Source organism: Gordonia sp. 34D, from assembly GCF_056682775.1.
This window is the reverse complement of sequence record NZ_CM155293.1, coordinates 61,222-77,412: the sequence shown is the minus strand read 5'-3', so window position 1 is coordinate 77,412 and position 16,191 is coordinate 61,222. Positions and strand designations below refer to the sequence as shown.

The following is a 16,191-nucleotide window of genomic DNA, read 5'->3' as shown; positions in this document are numbered from 1 at the left end:
TCAGGGACCCAGTGCGCGAGGTCCGGCATTGACCTGGCGGCGATTGCCGCTAGGGCCAGCAGGTTTTCGGACTCGGGTTCATTCGGGCCGAGGCGCCTTCCCGGAGCGTTGCTCCAGTGGCTGCCGATTCCTCGGCGTGCCCCGCCCGTCCCCCTCACCGCTGCGCGTCAGTCCCGGAATCTCACCGGGTTCCCTGACCCCAACATGGAGTACGACTGGCAACTTTGGACCGTACCAGCCTCCCCGACCTAGGTCGGAACCCGCAGCACCCCTTGTTCCCGCATGATGCGTCGATTCCCGCACTATGTCAGACGTAGTGCGGGAATCGACGCATCATGCGAGAACGGGCAGGGGGGCGCGGGAAATGCAAGAAGACCCGCACCAAATGGTGCGGGTCTTCTTGTTTAGTAGCGGGGGCAGGATTCGAACCTACGACCTCTGGGTTATGAGCCCAGCGAGCTACCGAGCTGCTCCACCCCGCGTTGCATTGATTACGTTACACACCGGTGAACTTCCAACGCAAATCGGTTTGCCTGCAACGTGATCGAGGACACTGACCAGCCATTTTCTACCGCGGGTGGACGCCCATGAGAGCTGCCATCTGGGTGGCGACAGGCGTCAGGTTCAGCTTGTCGGGATCCTTCTTCGGCTTGTTATCCCACGGTTGCGGGATATCCGGGTTGGCCAGCGACGCACGATCAGCACCACGGACCGACGTCGGGTTGCCGACCGGGACGGCGCACTTCGCGTCCGTGTTGAACGGGAAGTCGTCGTAGTTGATGTCGAAGTTCGGGTTCTTGCGTTTGATCTCCGCGATCATCTGCTGGGTCGACTCGTAACCCCGCGTACAGCTGGGCGGATTCCCGGTCTCCAAGACGATCCCAAACCGGATTTGCCCGTTGCCGGGGGCGGGCGAATGGCTACCAGCCGACAGATTCGACAGCAGCGCGACCGTCATCTCGGTAGCGAACGAAGTCGGGGAAATCGCATCAACCGTCCGCCCCAACTGGCCGATCAGCTTGGTCGCATCGGCACCATTGTCGTCAAGAAACCCTGACAGTGCGGCCGCCGCACGGGGGCCATCGGCCAAAATCCGGCGGATCGCCGGGTCCGAACCCGCCAACTGCGCGGCCACCAGATCGAGACTTCGCGACCACTTCAGGATCTCGTCGGACTGTTCCGCCTGCGTCTCGAGAACCACATTCGAGCTCTTAATCAGGCCGATCGTACTGTTCAGGCTGGCGAGCCCGTCTGCGGATACCTTGTCGAGGGAATCGATCAGCCGCGACAGGTCGTCACCCTTACCGTTGAAGGCCTTCCCCAGCTCGGTCACGACGGTGCGCAACTGGTCGACGGGGATCGTCTTCGTCAGATCAATCGTGGAGGCAATTACTTCGGCGATCACCGGCGGCATTTTGACCTTGTCGATCTCCGCACCGTCAGCCAAGTACGGCCCCGCAGACGACGGCGGCTGCAAGTCGAGGAACTGTTCACCGATCGCCGACCGGTTTGCGACCACCGCAACTGACGACTCCGGGATCTTGTGGTCGGTGTCGATCATCAATTCAACATCGACGCCGCCCGGGCGCATCCGCATGGCACTGACTCGACCTGCGTGAACCCCTCGGTATGTCACCTCGGCGTTGTCGAAGATGCCACTGGCATCGTCCATGTGGACCACCACTCGATACCCGGCGATTCCGAGGGCCTGATCCATGCGCGCGAAACGCACTCCCGCGTACACCGCGGCAAGGAGTCCGACAATCAACACGACCGCCAGTTGGGTCCTCACCAGTCGACTGAGCGGCGGCATGTACGACCTTCTCTACGCATTGGCTTCACCTGGAAATCCGATCTCCAGGTGAGCGTATGACGCAGCAGTCGCCGTCCACTACTTCAAACCCGCACGTGTGAGGAACCGATTGCGAGGTTTACTCCTGTGAGGTTTCTCACGAACTGCGGTAGGGTGAAATTGCACCCCAGGTTCTGTACCAGGTGTTTTCTCCACTGTTCGACCTACCGAGGAGGAGCAATGTCGAACCACGCAATGAAGCGACAAAGTCATGGCAACCATTGGATGGGCGTAATCGCCTTCATTCTGTTGCTGACCGGCGGCGCATTCTCCGGTCTGTGGGTCGTTACCCTCGCCGACCTTCCCGCAAACAAAGGTATGAACATCACCTACGGCGTCTTGGCGCTCGGCTGCCTGGTGCTCTCGGTCATGATTTTCAGTTTCCTCGTAAGGCAACTGCGGCACTCCCCGGTATTGCCGGACAACACTCCCGCAGAGATCAACCGGTACCTCGCAAAGGTGCGCCCTTCCTAACTATCCCTGCAACACAAAGAACGCCGGCCGATCGGATTCCGATCGGCCGGCGTTCTTTACGCGTTCGGGCTATCCGCCCGTCGACTCGTACTTCTTAATTGCCTTGTCGAGGTTGTCGAGCGCCTCACCGTAGGCCTTGAAGTCACCACTCGACTGGGCCTTGCGTACGTTCTCGAGCGCCTGCCCCAGTTCCTTCACTGCCGCATCACGGGCCGGGCTGTCCTTACCGTTGTTCGACGGTGCCTGCGGTGTCGGATTGGCTGTCGGGGCGGGCTCTGTTGCCGCGCCACCGTCCTTCTCCGGCGCGGTGGCCGCGACCGGTGAGATACCGACCTGCGCCAGCGCCTCGGCGACCGTCGGGGCATAGCCGACACTCACGTTGTCGCCGCCAGCTGCCGCGTTGTAGTAGGTCAGGACGCGGTACAGCTTCGGAATCGCCGAGTTACCACTCTTGGCCTCGGTGTACATCGGCTGGACGTACAGGATGCCGTTGCCGCCCACCGGCAGCGCCAACAGGTTGCCGTAGGTGACCTTGGTGGTTTCCTCCACCAGCTTTCGGTCCGACGCGACGCGACCATTCGAGGTCATGTTCTCGGCCGCCTGCTGCGGGCCCATCGTCTGGTTGATTGTGGGCAACACCTTGACGGTGATCTTGCCGTAGCCGTCGGGGTCGGACGCCGCCGTCATGTAGGCCGCCAAGTTCGGTCGATTCAACGCCGTCATGACCGCGGTCAGCTGGTACTGAGCGTCGTAACCGAAGGGGCGGCTCGCCGTGAAGTAGTACGGCGGCTGCTGCAACCGGTTGTCATCGCTGGTTGTCGGGTCGGCCGGAACCGTCCAGAAGTTATTCGCCCGGTAGAACGTGCCCGAGTCGGCCACGTGGTACTTGGAAAGCAACTGACGCTGCAGCTTGAACAGATCTTCCGGATACCGCATGTGCGCTAGCAGGTCGGTGTTCTTGTCCAGGTCCGCGCGCGGCTTCACCGTGCCCGGGAACACCTTCATCCAGGTCTTGAGGACCGGGTCTTGGGTGTCGAACTGGTAGAGATCGACTTCGCCGGTGTACGCATCGACGGTTGCCTTGACCGAGTTACGAACATACGAGACGTCCTCGTCGGGCAGCTGGCGGCCGGTCTGGCCGACAGTCGTCGCCCGCGAATCTGCGGTGGCCTCGGCGAGAGACATGCGCTGCGCGTACGGGTAGTTCTGCAGCGTCGTGTAGCCGTCGACGATCCACTTGATCTGGCCGTCAATCACGGCAGGGTAGGTCTTCGAATCGACCTTCAACCACGGTGCCGCCTTCTTGACGCGATCGCGCGGGTCACGGTTGTACAGCAGCTTCGATGCCTCGTTGATTTGATCCGACAGCACAAAGTTCCGCTCGCCGTACTTCAGCGCGTACAGCAGTCGGGTGCCGAGGTTACTCAGCGGCACACCCGAATCAGCAGTGTAGGTGTAGGTGAGGCCGTCACCGTCGTACTCGTGCTTCTGCCCGTCTGCCGATCCGACGATCGCGTAGTCGGGGTTCACGTTGGCGAGTAGCTCACCGAAATAGATGCGAGGCTGCTTCACCTGAATCGGCTGCTGGGCGTAGCCGGGCTTACCAATCGTGTCGAGGTCGGACACCAAGAACACCGGCTGCCCACCGCGGTCCGAACGACTGTCCGCGCCGCTGGCCTCGTCGACCTTGTTTGCCTGAGCCGCAATGAAACCATTGCCGTGCGTGTACACGGTGTGCTTATTGATCCAGCCCTGCTGGTTTGCGTCGTACTTCGAGGGGTCGAGTTCGCGGACCGCAACCACGAAGTCGCGCTGACGTTCAACCGTCTGTTCCGAGTCCGGCAGCTTTTCCTTGACCGGGTATCGGTCGACGGCCAACTGCTTGGGGAAGCCGTAGAAGTTCTTGAGCTGCTGACGCTGGTCGAAGGCGCGCGACACCACGTCCGGGTCCAGGATGCGGATGTTCGACAGCGTCGGCTCGTCTGCGTTCACCAACTCCGGCTTCGCGGGCGTCGAAGTCCAGTTCTGCTCGTACGTGACATCGACGCCGTCCCGAATCCGGTAGGCATCGGTGGTGGCTTGGATATTGCGCTGGATGTAGGGGTCTTCCTTGGTGATGGCGCTCGGCTTCACCGAGAACTGTTCCATCGCCGCCGGCCAGATGACACCGATAATCAGCGCCGAAACCAGCATCAACACGGCAGCCAGGGCCGGGATGCGCAGGTCACGCAGGGCGATGGCCGCGAAGAAGGCAATCGCACAGACAATCGCAATAGCCATCAGGATCAGCTTCGACGGCAGCACGAAGTTAATGTCGGTGTACGTGGCGCCGGTGAAAATGTCGCCGCGACGGTCGCTGTAGAGCAGGTCGTAACGGTCGAACCAGTAGCCAACCGCCTTGGCGATCATGAACAGGCCCGCGATAACCGCGAGCTGGACCCGAGCGGCACGGGTCAGCGATCCGCGTTGCCCGCCGCCGCCAAGTTTGATTCCGCCAAACACGTAGTGCATCACCAGGTTGCCGATGAAGGCGACAACCAGCGCAATGATCACGATGTCGAGGATCATCCGGAAGAACGGCAACGAGAACGCGTAGAAGCCGATATCCATGTTGAACTGCGGATCTTTGATCCCGAACGATTCACGGTTGACGAAAGTTTGGACCGTCGCCCACGAACCCTGCGCGATGAGGCCTGCCATCAAACCAATCAGCACCGCCGGTAGCGCGAACATGAGTTTTGGTCGGGTACCGATGGTGGTGCGGTAGCGCGCGAGGGGATCGTTGGGACTCGAAAGCATCACGAAGTCAGGTCGCACCCGGTAAGCGGCATACATGGCACCGAAGATCACCGCGGCCACAAATACTGCAACCACCGCGAAGACGACGATCCGCGTGACGATCGTCGTGCTCATCACCTCGGTGTAACCGATCGACGAGTACCAAAGCCAGTCGGTAATCAGCGACACCACGCGCGGCGCTATGAGCACCAAGAGCAGAAGCCCGACGCCGATCCCGATCAGGATCTTCGACCGCCGCGACAGCGATGGCCGAGGGTGCGATCCAGTCATGCTCACCACGTGAATAAACTCCCTGATTACTCCGTGCCCGCGCCACTGCGAGCACAATGCCGACCAGCTTACCGATTTGTGCGAGTCGGCCCAGTTGACCGTGGCCCGCGCACGGCACAATGGAGTCCGTGACCCCTTCCGAAAGTTCCTCACGCCCCGGCTTTTCGCAGGCCGACGTCGGCAATGCCCTCGCCCAATGCCTCGCCTACACCGCCGAGTTGCCCTGGGGTTCGCGGCCGATTTTGTTCGCGTTGGTTCCGACCGCGGTATTGGCCGCCCAGGCTCCGGGCCTGGTGGATCCCGACGACGTTTCGGCGTTGAGCCCGGTGGTTCAGGAAACCGAGAGCGACGACCTCGAGCAACTTCTCACCACGGTGGCGTGGCCACCACAGGTGGTCGGGTGTGCGCTGGTGTCGGAAATTACGCTACTGCCACCGGACGCCGAGGCCGATTTGGATGCCGCGCTTGAGCCGCTACTGGCCGACGCCGATGCCGCCGACGAGGCGGCTCGTCAGGCAGCCCACGCCCATCCGGATCGTCAGCAGGCTCGCCTCGCCGCAGGTGTGCTGCGCAACGGTAAGCGGGTTGCGCTTCTAGCCTTGCGCGACGGCGATGGTCAGTCCGGTGACCTGCAAACTCACCCCGATCTCGCGCCGAACCTGCTCGATTCGCTCGCCGAGACTTTCCACGGCTAACGATCAAGAGCAGCTAGGGCGCGTCGCCTTCGGATCGTCGAGCGAGTCCAGCGACTGCACCGCACTGGTCAGGGTGTCGATCTTGACGAGTTCGATGCCGTCAGGGGTGTCGGAGGTCGCGGCGGCGCAATTTTCTGCCGGTACAAGGAACACGGTGGCACCGGCGTCGCGCGCAGCCTTGATCTTGTGCGTGATGCCGCCGATCGGTCCGACGGTGCCGTCGGGCTTGATGGTTCCGGTCCCTGCGACAAACTTTCCTGCAGACAAGTCGCCGGGCGTCATCTGGTCGATGATCGACAAGGTCAGCATGGTGCCGGCTGACGGGCCACCGATGTCACCGACGTTGTAAGTGATGTTCGTATTGGGGTCTTCGGCCATCGTGGTGAAGGTCACGCCAAGGTAAGGGCGCGACTTGTCATCGGGCCGCTCCCCCAGCTTGATTTGCTCGGTCAACCGCGCGTTTCCACGCTGCACGACCACCTCAATCGTCTCGCCTGGCTTGAGCTTGCTCAGCACCTCAACGACTGCCTTAGGGTCGGGAACGTCGACGCCGTTAACACTCACGATCCGGTCGAACTGCTTCAACTTGCCAGCAGACGGGCCTTTCGGGGCCACATCGTCAACGCCGAGCGTGGTCGGCTTATGAAGATAGTTCAGCGCTGCGGCAGTCGCGTTCGCTTCCGAACTGCTCATCTGAGCGACGTTCTGCTGCTGGACTTGCTCCACGGACTGGTCCGGCGGGTAGTACAGCTCGCGCGGCTCCAACTCATAGTCGCTCGACAGCCACATACCCAATGCTTGGAACAAGGTCATTTGGTCGTGGAGCGACACCGTTGTGAGGTTTAAGTGCCCCTTCGGGTGGGGGTCGACCGCGTCGGAGACCGAGACCACCGGCTTCCCGTTCTGGTCGCCGAGAGTGTTCACCGTGGGGCCTCCGCTCAGCGCCACGTAGGGCACTTTGAACGTCATGCCTGCGACGAGGAAAACAATAAGCAATGCCATGCCGACAGTGATCGTGGCGATGCGGCGATGGGCTGGCTGGATGGTCACCCGAACCAGGGTAGTGCAGCAGTGTTCAAGGACGCGGCGCGCAGCGTCCCGATGCCGGTACCGTTGACGGTATGAATGATCTGCCCTTCGGCTTTTCCTCCTCCGACGACCGTGACAAAAACAGCGGCGACGGGGATAACAACCGTGGCGATAACGACGGCAACAACGGCGGTCAGAATCCGACGAACCCGTTCGCCTTCGCGATGGGCGATGGCGGCGCTATTGACCCATCCCAGCTGGGCCAAATTTTCAGTCAGCTCGGCAACATGTTCAGCGGTATGGGCGCTGGCATGGCCGGTGGCGCCGGACAAGGCGCGGTCAACTACGAGGTAGCAGCCAACCTTGCTCGACAGCAGGTGGGCTCGTTTACCCCGATGCTTGAGAAGGAACATCGCGCCGTCGCCGATGCCGTTCGGCTGGCCGAGGTGTGGCTCGACGACCAAACGACAATGCCTGCAGGTATCACCACCACTGCGGCGTGGACGCCTGTGGACTGGTTGGAAAACACGATGCCGACCTGGCAAACCCTGTGCGATCCGATCGCCGAGCAAATGGCCAAGACGATGGACGCCGGTCTCCCCGAGGAAGCCAAGGCCCTCGCTGGCCCGATGATGGCGATGATCGGCCAGCTCAGCGGAACGATGTACGGCACACAGCTGGGCCAGGGCCTCGGCCAGATGGCTGGCGGAGTCCTGACATCAACCGACATCGGTTTGCCGCTGGCCCCGGATCAGATGGGCGTGCTGTTGCCGGAGGCGATCGCGAAGTTCGCCGAGGGGCTCGACCTGCCCGCCCAGGAAATCGTGGTATTTCTCGCGGCCCGCGAAGCCGCCCACATCCGCTTGTTCACGCATGTCCCGTGGCTCAAGCAGCGACTGCTCGCGACCGTCGAAGAGTATGCGCGCGGAATCCGCGTCGATTTCGATGGCCTACAAAACATGGCGGGGGGCATCGATCCGCAAGAGTTGCTGACCAATCCGGGCAAGATCGAAGAGCTCATGGGTTCGGCGGCGTCGTTTGAGCCCGTCACGACCCCGGCACAGGAGGCCGCCCTCGCTCGTCTTGAAACCCTCCTCGCATTGATTGAAGGTTGGGTAGAGACCGTCGTGTCCGACGCGCTGGGCGACCGGATCCCGAGCACGGCGGCGCTGACCGAAACCATGCGTCGGCGGCGGGCATCGGGCGGACCGGCCGAGCAGACCTTCGCCACGCTGATCGGCATGGACTTGCGTCCCCGTAAGCTCCGCGAGGCCGCAACGCTGTGGCGGTCGTTGACCGCGGCTTCCGACGTCAGCGTTCGTGACGGCGTGTGGGGCCACCCGGACTTGCTCCCAGATGCCGAGGATCTCGACAATCCGGCAGGATTCATCGACCGCGTAATCGGCGGCGACACCTCGGGCATCGACGACGCCCTCGCCGAACTGGAACGCCAGTTCAAGGACGACGGGGATATCAAGGACGACGGGGGCAAGAACGACGGGGGCAAGGAGTAGCCGGTTCCGTCATCGGCTTCCAACAAATCTGTGGATAGCGTGGTCGCGGAGTTAGCGATACGGTGCCAGCCTTAGCTGCATGGAATCGCGCGATCTACTTCCGATCCTGACTCCGGGTACCCCGGTGCTGACTCGAGCAGACAAGCGCGTCCACATTGGCACCGACCCGCGGACCGCGCTGGTGGTAGACGTTGGCCCCAACGTCACCGCCACCGCCGTTACCGAGGTCCTCAAACGACTCCGCACGCCACAGCGATACCGGCATGTCAGGCGGGCGGTGCGATCGTCTGGGCTTACCGTGACCGCATTCTGGTCGATCCTCGATCAACTCGTCGACAACGGTAAGGCCGTCGAACCCACCGCCCACCGATCACCTTTGCGTATCGCCGTCGCGGGGCACGGTGAACTCGCCGACGTACTCCTCAATGGCCGCGTCCCCGTGGGCACCACCACCGAACCCTACGATCCCGAGGTACTTCCCGGGCCGGGCGGTCAGCGCCCAAGTTTGGTGGTGATCGCCGATCAACCGGTGGCGGACCCTGCGGTGTGGCATCCGCTGATGATGGCAGCGGTCCCCCACCTGCCGGTATACGTCCGCGACGACGTCGGGACGGTGGGACCGCTGGTATTACCCGGGCTGTCGAGTTGTTTGCGGTGTCTCAACCTGCACCTGACCGACGTCGACCCCGCATGGCCGCTCTTGGCCGCCACGCTGCATTCCATCGCGGGTGCGTCGAGTACGGCAACCCGGTTCGCCACTGCGGCGTTGGCGCTGGCCCAAATCGATGAGCTGGCAACCAAACTCCGCGTCCGCGACGCCCAACCTCCGTCGACCTTGGGAAATACCATCGAATTTTGCCCGCATCCGAGCACCGTTCGGACGATCGACGCCCCTGTCCATCCTCGCTGTGACTGCACCACAATCAATCGGGTCGGGCCTCGGCCCCGGCTTTCCTCTATCCTCAACCATGCGGCGAAAGGACACCATTGAGCGAGATCACGCGGGGCCAAGGCCGTCGCAATGCCAAACTGGCCTCACTTCCGTTGGGAATGGCCGGACGCGCGGCAGCCGGACTCGGTAAGCGCATCGCAGGTAAAAGCAAAGAAGAAGTCAGCGCCGAGCTGATGAATAAGACGGCCGAGCAACTATTCGCCGTCCTCGGTGAGCTCAAGGGTGGCGCCATGAAGGTGGGACAGGCCCTGTCCATCATGGAGGCCGCCATCCCCGACGAGTTCGGCGAACCATTCCGCGAAGCGCTCACCAAACTGCAAGCCGAAGCGCCGCCACTGTCGGCCGCAGCAGTGCACAAGGTCCTCGACCAGCAGCTCGGCACGCGGTGGCGCGAACGATTCCTGGAGTTCGACGACGAACCCGCCGCTTCGGCCAGCATCGGTCAGGTTCACCGGGCCGTCTGGTCAGACGGCCGCGAGGTTGCCGTCAAGGTTCAGTATCCGGGTGCCGATCACGCCCTCAAAGCAGACCTTAAGACGCTGAGCCGGATGTCCGGAATGATCCAAAAGCTGTCCCCGGGCACCGACGTCAAAGCGATGGTCGATGAACTCATCGATCGCACCGAGGACGAGCTCAACTATCTCGCCGAGGCCGACAACCAACGCGCCTTTGCCAAAGCTTTCGACGGCGACCCCGACTTCTTTGTCCCCAAGGTTGTTGCGAGTGCCCCGAAAGTTGTTGTTTCCGAATGGATTAACGGAACTCGACTGTCGAAGCTGATCGTCGATGGCACACAGGAGCAGCGCAACAACGCCGCCGCCAAGATGACCACGTTCGAGATCAGCTCACCGGCGCGCGTCGGCATGATCCACGGCGACCCGCATCCCGGAAACTTTTACATCCTGGACGATGGTCGGTTCGCGATCCTCGACTTTGGGGCCGTCGGGCACTACCCGGACGGATTGCCTCCGAAGACGGGCCAAATCTTAGCGCTGGCCCGCGACAAGAAGTACGACGAGTTACGCGATCTGATGGTGGAAGCAAACTTCATCCAGGCTTCGCACGCCGACCGTGTGACGCCCGAAGACCTCGCGAAGTACCTGCAACCGTACGTCGATCCGCTGTACACGGACACGTTCCACTTCACGCGCAAGTGGTTGCAGCGGGCCGCAGGTAAGGCGACCGACTTCAACGGTGACGTCTACAAGACATCGCGCAACCTCAATGTGCCGCGCGAATATGTGATGGTTTTCCGCGTCCTGATCGGCTGCGTCGGCATCGCCGCTCAACTCAACGCCGAGGCCCCCTACCGCGCCATCTTGCGGGAATGGATGCCGGGCATTGATGCCGAATAGCCGGCGCCGACCGGGCACCATGGAACGGTAACCTCGCCAACCAAACAAGAGCCGGGACAGGTCACTACCTGTCCCGGCTCTGTGCTTGTCGCGTCGATCGGTATACCGGTCCGGCGCACCCGAGTCGCTCACCCCCTTTTTCAAGAAATGCTCGCGGCCGGGTACTTGCGCGGACGGCCGCGCGGCCGCTTGCGGGCAATCACCGCGCCGCGCTCGAAGATCTCGCCGCCCCACACGCCCCACGGCTCTTCGCGCTCCATGGCGCTCTCCAAGCATGGGACCTGCAGCGGGCACTGCTTGCACAGGCCCTTGGCTTCCTCCAGTAGTTGCGGCTGATCCGCGAACCACATGTCGGCGTCGATCTGATCGTCCTGGCAGGGCAGGGATATTCGGGGAATTGCAAGGGTAGACATTTCAAGTCGGCTTTCTGTTCGCAGAAGTTAAGAATCTGGTGAACCCGGGCCGAGCTTTTGCGCCAACGCAAAAGGCCACGGATTCGCTTTCGCGATTCGCCGTGGCCTTGATGTTCCGGTGATCTCTTAGGTAAGAGACCTTCGGAAGGACGTCGTGATGCCGTCCATACGGGCCACGGGGAATCGCTGGCGCGCTCGCGCCACAATCGCTGCTGTTACAGCCAGATGTTCTGCTTGCCAGTTCATGTCGGTCGACTCCCTTTCGTTTGACCGTCGTAGTCGGCACAGGAGATCCCCGCACCGCGTAAGTACTCCGCCTACTTTAGGCGGCTCTGCTAGAAACGCACAACCTATTTTCTACCTGCGGTTTTACCGGTGCCGACGCCTCCGGGGAGAGCCGAATCCACCACTTCGAGGATCTGCCGACCGATCAACTCGGCTCGTTCGGATCCAAACCCGCGGACCTTCTTCAATTCTTCGATGCTCGACGGCACGGCAACGGCGATCGATCGGATCATCGATACGCTCATCACATTGACCGGAGAAATCCCTTCGGACTTGGCATAATCTTCCCGCCATTTGCTCATGGCCTTGTACACGTCGGGGTCCGGTTCGGATCGCTCAGGCATCGGCCCGGCAGCGGCTTCAAGCCGCGGCTTCTCAGGCATCAGCGACTCCAAGAACCGGGACCGGCGACGCTTACTGCTGCGCCCTTCCCCGCGCGAAAGACTCCACGACAGGTGCAGGTGCTCGCGAGCACGGGTGATTCCGACGTAGAAGAGTCGGCGTTCCTCTTCCACTTCGTCGGTAGTTTTGGAGGCGCGCCCCAGCGGCATTGAGCCCTCATGCAGACCGGTGAGGAATACGGCGTCCCATTCGAGGCCCTTTGCCGCGTGCATCGACGACAGGGTGACGCCGCCACCGACCGGCGCGTGCCGCATGCGGGAGCGTTCGTCGAGTTTGCGCACGAGGCCCTCGAAGTCGAGAGCGGGGGCTTCCGCGGCGATGGCTTCGACGATCTCCATCAACCGCAGGAGCTGCTGCCAGCGGGACCGCGCATTGGCACCCTGGGGTTCGGCTTCGGTGAGGCCGACCGAGCGGAGCGCGTGGCGCACCGCGTCGACCGGTTGCATGGGTGGCGGCGCACCCTGCGCCAACGAGATGAGGCGACGCATCCCCGCCGCGATCTCCGGGCGGTCGAAGAAGCTCTGAGCGCCCCGCACCTGGTAGTCGATACCGGCATCGGAGAGCGCTTCTTCGTACTGCTCAGACTGGGCGTTGATGCGGTAAACGACCGCGATCTCCGACGACTTCACACCGGTACGGATGAGGCGCTTGATCTGAGCAACAACACCGACAACCTCAGAGACATCGTCGTCGAATCCGGCGAAGATGGGTTTGGGTCCGTCGGCTCGTTGGCCGATCAGTGTCAGGCGGGTACCCGCAGCGCGGCCGCGCGCCTGGCTGATTGCCGTGTTGGCGAGGTCGACGACCTGCGGGGTGGACCGATAGTCGCGCTGCAGTCGGACGAGCGTGGCTTCGCGGTAGCGGCGCGTGAAGTCGAGCAAGTACGTGGGCGTGGCCCCGGTGAAGCTGTAAATGGTCTGGTTGGCGTCGCCGACAACGGTGATGTCGTCACGACCACCGAGCCAGGCGTCGAGCAGGTTCTGCTGAATCGGGGTGACGTCCTGGTATTCGTCGACCACAAAGCTGCGGTAGCGGGACCGGAACTCCTCGGCAATCGACGGATCGGATTGCAGGATTGTGGTGGTGAAGATCAGCAGGTCTTCAAAGTCGAGGAGACGGTCTCCGTTGGGGGCCACCTTGGCGGCCTCGTATGCGGAAAACACCTGCGCCACGGTCCGCGGATCTGTGGGGACGTCGCGGTGCGCTTCTAGAGCAGCGGCCATGTACTGGCCGGGACCGATGCCCGACGACTTGGCCCACTCAATTTCGGACGCGAGGTCGCGCAGCAGGTCGCGGTCGGAGACGTCGAGCCCCAACTCCCGGCTGACGCGTCCGACCATCCGAAACTTGTGCTCGAGGAGTTCCCACCGGACGTCGCCCATGGCCATCGGCCAGAAGTACCGAAGTTGACGCATCGCCGCAGCGTGAAAGGTTTGGGCAACGACTTGATTGCCCGGCCCGGAGATACCGAGGGCGGCGAGTCGTTCACGCATTTCGGCGGCGGCCCGCGCGGTGAAGGTGACGGCGAGAACCTGCTCCGGGTTGACCTGCCCGGATTCGACAAGATGCGCGATACGCCGGGTGATAGTGCGGGTTTTTCCCGTGCCAGCACCCGCCAAAACACAGACCGGGCCGCGGGGTGCGAGGACGGCTTCGAGTTGTTCGGGGTCGAGGCCGGACGTGGTTGCTGAACCTGCTGTCCGCGACCGACTACCAACCGTTCCGCCGCCTGCCATACGTCCTGCCGTTCGAGTACTTCCCGCCGTACGTGATTCCGTCACCGTCATGCGCCTACGGTCGCACGCACCTCTGACATTTTCGTGGTCGGTGCGGGGCCTAACGCGGGTGTTAAACCTTGCCGAGTTTGGTGAGGATGTCGCCGATCGGCGGGTTGGTGGCGGTGGTCCCGTCCGCGTAGAGGACCGTCGGAACCACATGGTTGCCCCCGTTAACGCTGCCGACGAACTCGGCGGCCTCGGGCGTGGCTTCAATGTCGATCTCGGTGTACTCGATTTCCTGACGCGCGAGTCCGGCGCGCAGGCGATCGCAGAACGGGCACCACGAGGTGGTGTAGACGGTCAGTTCCGGGTTGGTCGCCGCATCAGTCATGTCGCTATCTCAACATATTTTCCCGACCCGGGCACATCCGGGGCGAGTTCAGGGTTTCGGTGCGCGAGCCCAGCCGGTGATGAGGCTGCGGGCAATGGAAATCGATCCGGGGAGGAGCAGTTCGGCGTCGGTGTTGGTGCCGTTCCATTCCCGGTCGCGGCCGAGGGCCTGCAGCACGTCGTCGCGGTGGAACCAGCGAGCGTCGCCCAGTTCGCCGTCGCGAAACGACAGCGGATCTGCCGGATCGCCGATTGCCTCGAACCCCAACATCAGCGATCGCGGGAACGGCCACGGCTGCGAACCGAGGTAGTGCGGCGAGTGCACGTGGATTCCGGCTTCCTCGAACACTTCTCGGCGCACGCACTGCTCGAGTGACTCTCCCGGTTCCACGAACCCGGCGAGCGTCGAGAACCAGCGTTCGGGCCACACGGCCTGCCTACCGAGCAGAACCTGGTCGGCACCGTCGTGAATCACCATGATGACGGCCGGATCGGTGCGCGGATATTCTTCGGCCCCGGTTTTGGGGTTGCGGCGTAGCCACCCGCCCTGCACGAGCTCAAGTGGGTCGCCGTCGATCGGCGAATAGCTCGCGGTCCGGTGCCAGTTGAGCATTCCGAGCGCCGTCGCGAGCAGACCTGCTTCATCTGCGGGTAGGCGATGAGCCCCCGAGCGCGCCTCGCCGAAAACGTCCGGTGTCTCCTCAACGCGCAGCGCCCACGAGTCGACTTCGTGACCGTCGACCACCTGTAACGCGAGGAACACGCCGTCAGCGACCGGTTCGGCACCGAGGCTGATGGCCGGAACCCAGCCCAGCGTTCCCTGCTCGGTTACGGCGTACTGGCCACTGTGATCAACCAGCAAGACGCGCGCCGTTGCCCACCCGGCACGCAACCGCTCCGGGTTCTTTCGAACTTGGTCGGCGCGGTCCAGGTTGGCACGCGCCAGCAGCGGCTCTTCGCCGAGCTCAAACGAGGCGGGCATCAGGCCGGTCCGCCCTGTCGGACGTACAGCAGTCGGTCACCAGCTTCGATGGCTTCGACTTCTTCATCGCCGACTCGATACAGCTTGCCCGCCCGCACCACGCCCAGGACCAGGTCCTTCGTGTGTGCGGGCGAGCCGCCGGTCTCCGCTGGCTCCACCTCGCGTTCGGCGATCGCATAGCCCTCTTCCGGACTCAGCAGGTCTTCGACGATCTCCACCACTGACGGAGTAATCGTCGCGATTCCGAGGAGGCGACCTGCGGTCTCCGACGAAACGACCACCGAGTTCGCGCCCGACTGCCGCATCAGATGCGTGTTCTCGGACTCGTTGATGGCGGCGACGATCTTGGCGTTCGGGTTGATCTCGCGGGCGGTGAGCGTCGCCAGGACGGCCGTGTCGTCGCGGTTGGCGGCAACCACGATCGCGGCCGCGTGCTGCACCCCAGCCAGACGCAAGACGTCGGACTTCGTGGCGTCGCCGCGGACGGTGACCAGTCCGTGCGCACCCGCCGAGTCGAGGGCGATCTGATCTTTGTCGACGACGACAATTTCGGCGGGCTTACCGCCATCGGCAATCACCGCATCCACCGCGGTGCGGCCCTTGGTGCCGTAGCCGATGACGATGGTGTGGTTACGCACGCGGTTCCTCCAGTTTTGGATCTTGATCGCCTGCCGCGAACGTTCGGTCAGCACTTCCAGGGTCGTACCGATGAGCACGATCAGGAAGAGCACGCGAAGCGGGGTGATGAAGATGATGTTCACAAGCCGGGCCGACTCGGTGATCGGGGTGATGTCGCCGTAGCCCGTCGTCGACAATGTCACGGCCGAGTAGTAGAGCGCATCGACATACGTCATCTCGCCCTCTTTGGCGTCGATGTACCCGGAACGATCGATGTACACAACAATCGAGCAGACGAACAGCGCGGTCAGCGCCCACAGGACGCGGCGGCCGATTGCGCGGGCGGGACTCTTTTCCGTTTCCGGGATTCGGACCACACCGACGAGGGCATAATCCGGCTCGTCTACGAGGCCGCCTCTGCGCCTCAACCGTGTTCGCACGCC

The 16,191-nt window shown here is 62.9% G+C and carries 13 protein-coding genes, 1 tRNA gene and 1 riboswitch; of the genes, 5 read left to right on the top strand and 9 right to left on the bottom strand.

Annotation, left to right across the window (positions count from 1 at the left end; all coding sequences use genetic code 11):
- Positions 1-40: 40 nt before the first annotated feature.
- A riboswitch (cobalamin riboswitch) is annotated at positions 41-235 on the bottom strand.
- Between the two features lie 173 nt (positions 236-408).
- Both AC1L34_RS00360 and AC1L34_RS00355 read right to left on the bottom strand, forming a co-directional pair.
- A tRNA-Met gene (locus tag AC1L34_RS00360) sits at positions 409-482 on the bottom strand.
- An 86-nt stretch (positions 483-568) separates the two neighbouring features.
- Positions 569-1,813 (bottom strand): MCE family protein, encoded by a 1,245-nt coding sequence (locus AC1L34_RS00355; protein WP_424322202.1) that lies wholly within the window; start codon positions 1,811-1,813, stop codon positions 569-571.
- A 219-nt stretch (positions 1,814-2,032) separates the two neighbouring features.
- Here AC1L34_RS00355 and AC1L34_RS00350 point away from each other — a divergent pair, with 219 nt between their 5' ends.
- Positions 2,033-2,326 carry a hypothetical protein gene (locus tag AC1L34_RS00350; protein ID WP_480035015.1) on the top strand — a complete coding sequence of 98 codons (294 nt, stop codon included), beginning with the start codon at positions 2,033-2,035 and terminating at the stop codon, positions 2,324-2,326.
- 69 nt (positions 2,327-2,395) lie between these two features.
- On the opposite strand, the gene AC1L34_RS00345 is transcribed toward AC1L34_RS00350, so the two are convergent.
- Complete coding sequence (locus AC1L34_RS00345) at positions 2,396-5,395, bottom strand: UPF0182 family protein (protein ID WP_424325420.1); 3,000 nt, start codon at positions 5,393-5,395, stop codon at positions 2,396-2,398.
- A 128-nt stretch (positions 5,396-5,523) separates the two neighbouring features.
- Here AC1L34_RS00345 and AC1L34_RS00340 point away from each other — a divergent pair, with 128 nt between their 5' ends.
- On the top strand, positions 5,524-6,090 hold the full coding sequence (locus tag AC1L34_RS00340; protein WP_424293453.1) for a PPA1309 family protein: 567 nt from the start codon (positions 5,524-5,526) through the stop codon (positions 6,088-6,090).
- A gap of 3 nt (positions 6,091-6,093) precedes the next feature.
- On the opposite strand, the gene AC1L34_RS00335 is transcribed toward AC1L34_RS00340, so the two are convergent.
- On the bottom strand, positions 6,094-7,140 hold the full coding sequence (locus AC1L34_RS00335; protein WP_424322205.1) for a YlbL family protein: 1,047 nt from the start codon (positions 7,138-7,140) through the stop codon (positions 6,094-6,096).
- A gap of 71 nt (positions 7,141-7,211) precedes the next feature.
- On the opposite strand from AC1L34_RS00335, the gene AC1L34_RS00330 reads away from it, so the two are divergent.
- From AC1L34_RS00330 to AC1L34_RS00320, 3 genes are all read left to right on the top strand, one after another.
- On the top strand, positions 7,212-8,633 hold the full coding sequence (locus AC1L34_RS00330; RefSeq protein WP_424322206.1) for a zinc-dependent metalloprotease: 1,422 nt from the start codon (positions 7,212-7,214) through the stop codon (positions 8,631-8,633).
- 79 nt (positions 8,634-8,712) lie between these two features.
- Positions 8,713-9,624 (top strand): hypothetical protein, encoded by a 912-nt coding sequence (locus AC1L34_RS00325; protein WP_424293450.1) that lies wholly within the window; start codon positions 8,713-8,715, stop codon positions 9,622-9,624.
- A complete protein-coding gene (locus tag AC1L34_RS00320) occupies positions 9,621-10,940 on the top strand; it encodes an ABC1 kinase family protein (protein WP_480035014.1) in 1,320 nt (439 codons plus the stop codon). Before AC1L34_RS00325 ends, AC1L34_RS00320 begins: the two co-directional genes overlap by 4 nt.
- A gap of 140 nt (positions 10,941-11,080) precedes the next feature.
- Here the strand turns inward: AC1L34_RS00320 and AC1L34_RS00315 are convergent, their stop codons facing one another.
- The 5 genes from AC1L34_RS00315 to AC1L34_RS00295 form a co-directional block, all read right to left on the bottom strand.
- Positions 11,081-11,353 carry a WhiB family transcriptional regulator gene (locus tag AC1L34_RS00315; RefSeq protein ID WP_424293455.1) on the bottom strand — a complete coding sequence of 91 codons (273 nt, stop codon included), beginning with the start codon at positions 11,351-11,353 and terminating at the stop codon, positions 11,081-11,083.
- A 350-nt stretch (positions 11,354-11,703) separates the two neighbouring features.
- Positions 11,704-13,776, bottom strand: coding sequence for an ATP-dependent helicase (locus AC1L34_RS00310; protein ID WP_480035013.1), 2,073 nt, complete (start codon positions 13,774-13,776; stop codon positions 11,704-11,706).
- A gap of 112 nt (positions 13,777-13,888) precedes the next feature.
- Entirely contained in the window at positions 13,889-14,149 is a 261-nt protein-coding gene (locus AC1L34_RS00305; RefSeq protein ID WP_424293457.1) for a mycoredoxin, read from the bottom strand.
- Between the two features lie 48 nt (positions 14,150-14,197).
- Positions 14,198-15,130, bottom strand: coding sequence for an NAD(+) diphosphatase (nudC, locus tag AC1L34_RS00300; RefSeq protein ID WP_424325181.1), 933 nt, complete (start codon positions 15,128-15,130; stop codon positions 14,198-14,200).
- Entirely contained in the window at positions 15,130-16,188 is a 1,059-nt protein-coding gene (locus tag AC1L34_RS00295) for a potassium channel family protein (RefSeq protein WP_424293498.1), read from the bottom strand. Before AC1L34_RS00295 ends, nudC begins: the two co-directional genes overlap by 1 nt.
- Positions 16,189-16,191: the final 3 nt, after the last annotated feature.

What these genes read in the sequence shown, in the direction of transcription:
- AC1L34_RS00355 (WP_424322202.1), bottom strand. Translation starts at nt 1,813, where the DNA reads ATGCCGCCGCTCAGTCGACTGGTGAGGACCCAACTGGCGGTCGTGTTG.
- AC1L34_RS00350 (WP_480035015.1), top strand. Translation starts at nt 2,033, where the DNA reads ATGTCGAACCACGCAATGAAGCGACAAAGTCATGGCAACCATTGGATG.
- AC1L34_RS00345 (WP_424325420.1), bottom strand. Translation starts at nt 5,395, where the DNA reads ATGACTGGATCGCACCCTCGGCCATCGCTGTCGCGGCGGTCGAAGATC.
- AC1L34_RS00330 (WP_424322206.1), top strand. Translation starts at nt 7,212, where the DNA reads ATGAATGATCTGCCCTTCGGCTTTTCCTCCTCCGACGACCGTGACAAA.
- AC1L34_RS00325 (WP_424293450.1), top strand. Translation starts at nt 8,713, where the DNA reads ATGGAATCGCGCGATCTACTTCCGATCCTGACTCCGGGTACCCCGGTG.
- AC1L34_RS00315 (WP_424293455.1), bottom strand. Translation starts at nt 11,353, where the DNA reads ATGTCTACCCTTGCAATTCCCCGAATATCCCTGCCCTGCCAGGACGAT.
- AC1L34_RS00310 (WP_480035013.1), bottom strand. Translation starts at nt 13,776, where the DNA reads ATGGCAGGCGGCGGAACGGTTGGTAGTCGGTCGCGGACAGCAGGTTCA.
- AC1L34_RS00305 (WP_424293457.1), bottom strand. Translation starts at nt 14,149, where the DNA reads ATGACTGATGCGGCGACCAACCCGGAACTGACCGTCTACACCACCTCG.
- nudC (WP_424325181.1), bottom strand. Translation starts at nt 15,130, where the DNA reads ATGCCCGCCTCGTTTGAGCTCGGCGAAGAGCCGCTGCTGGCGCGTGCC.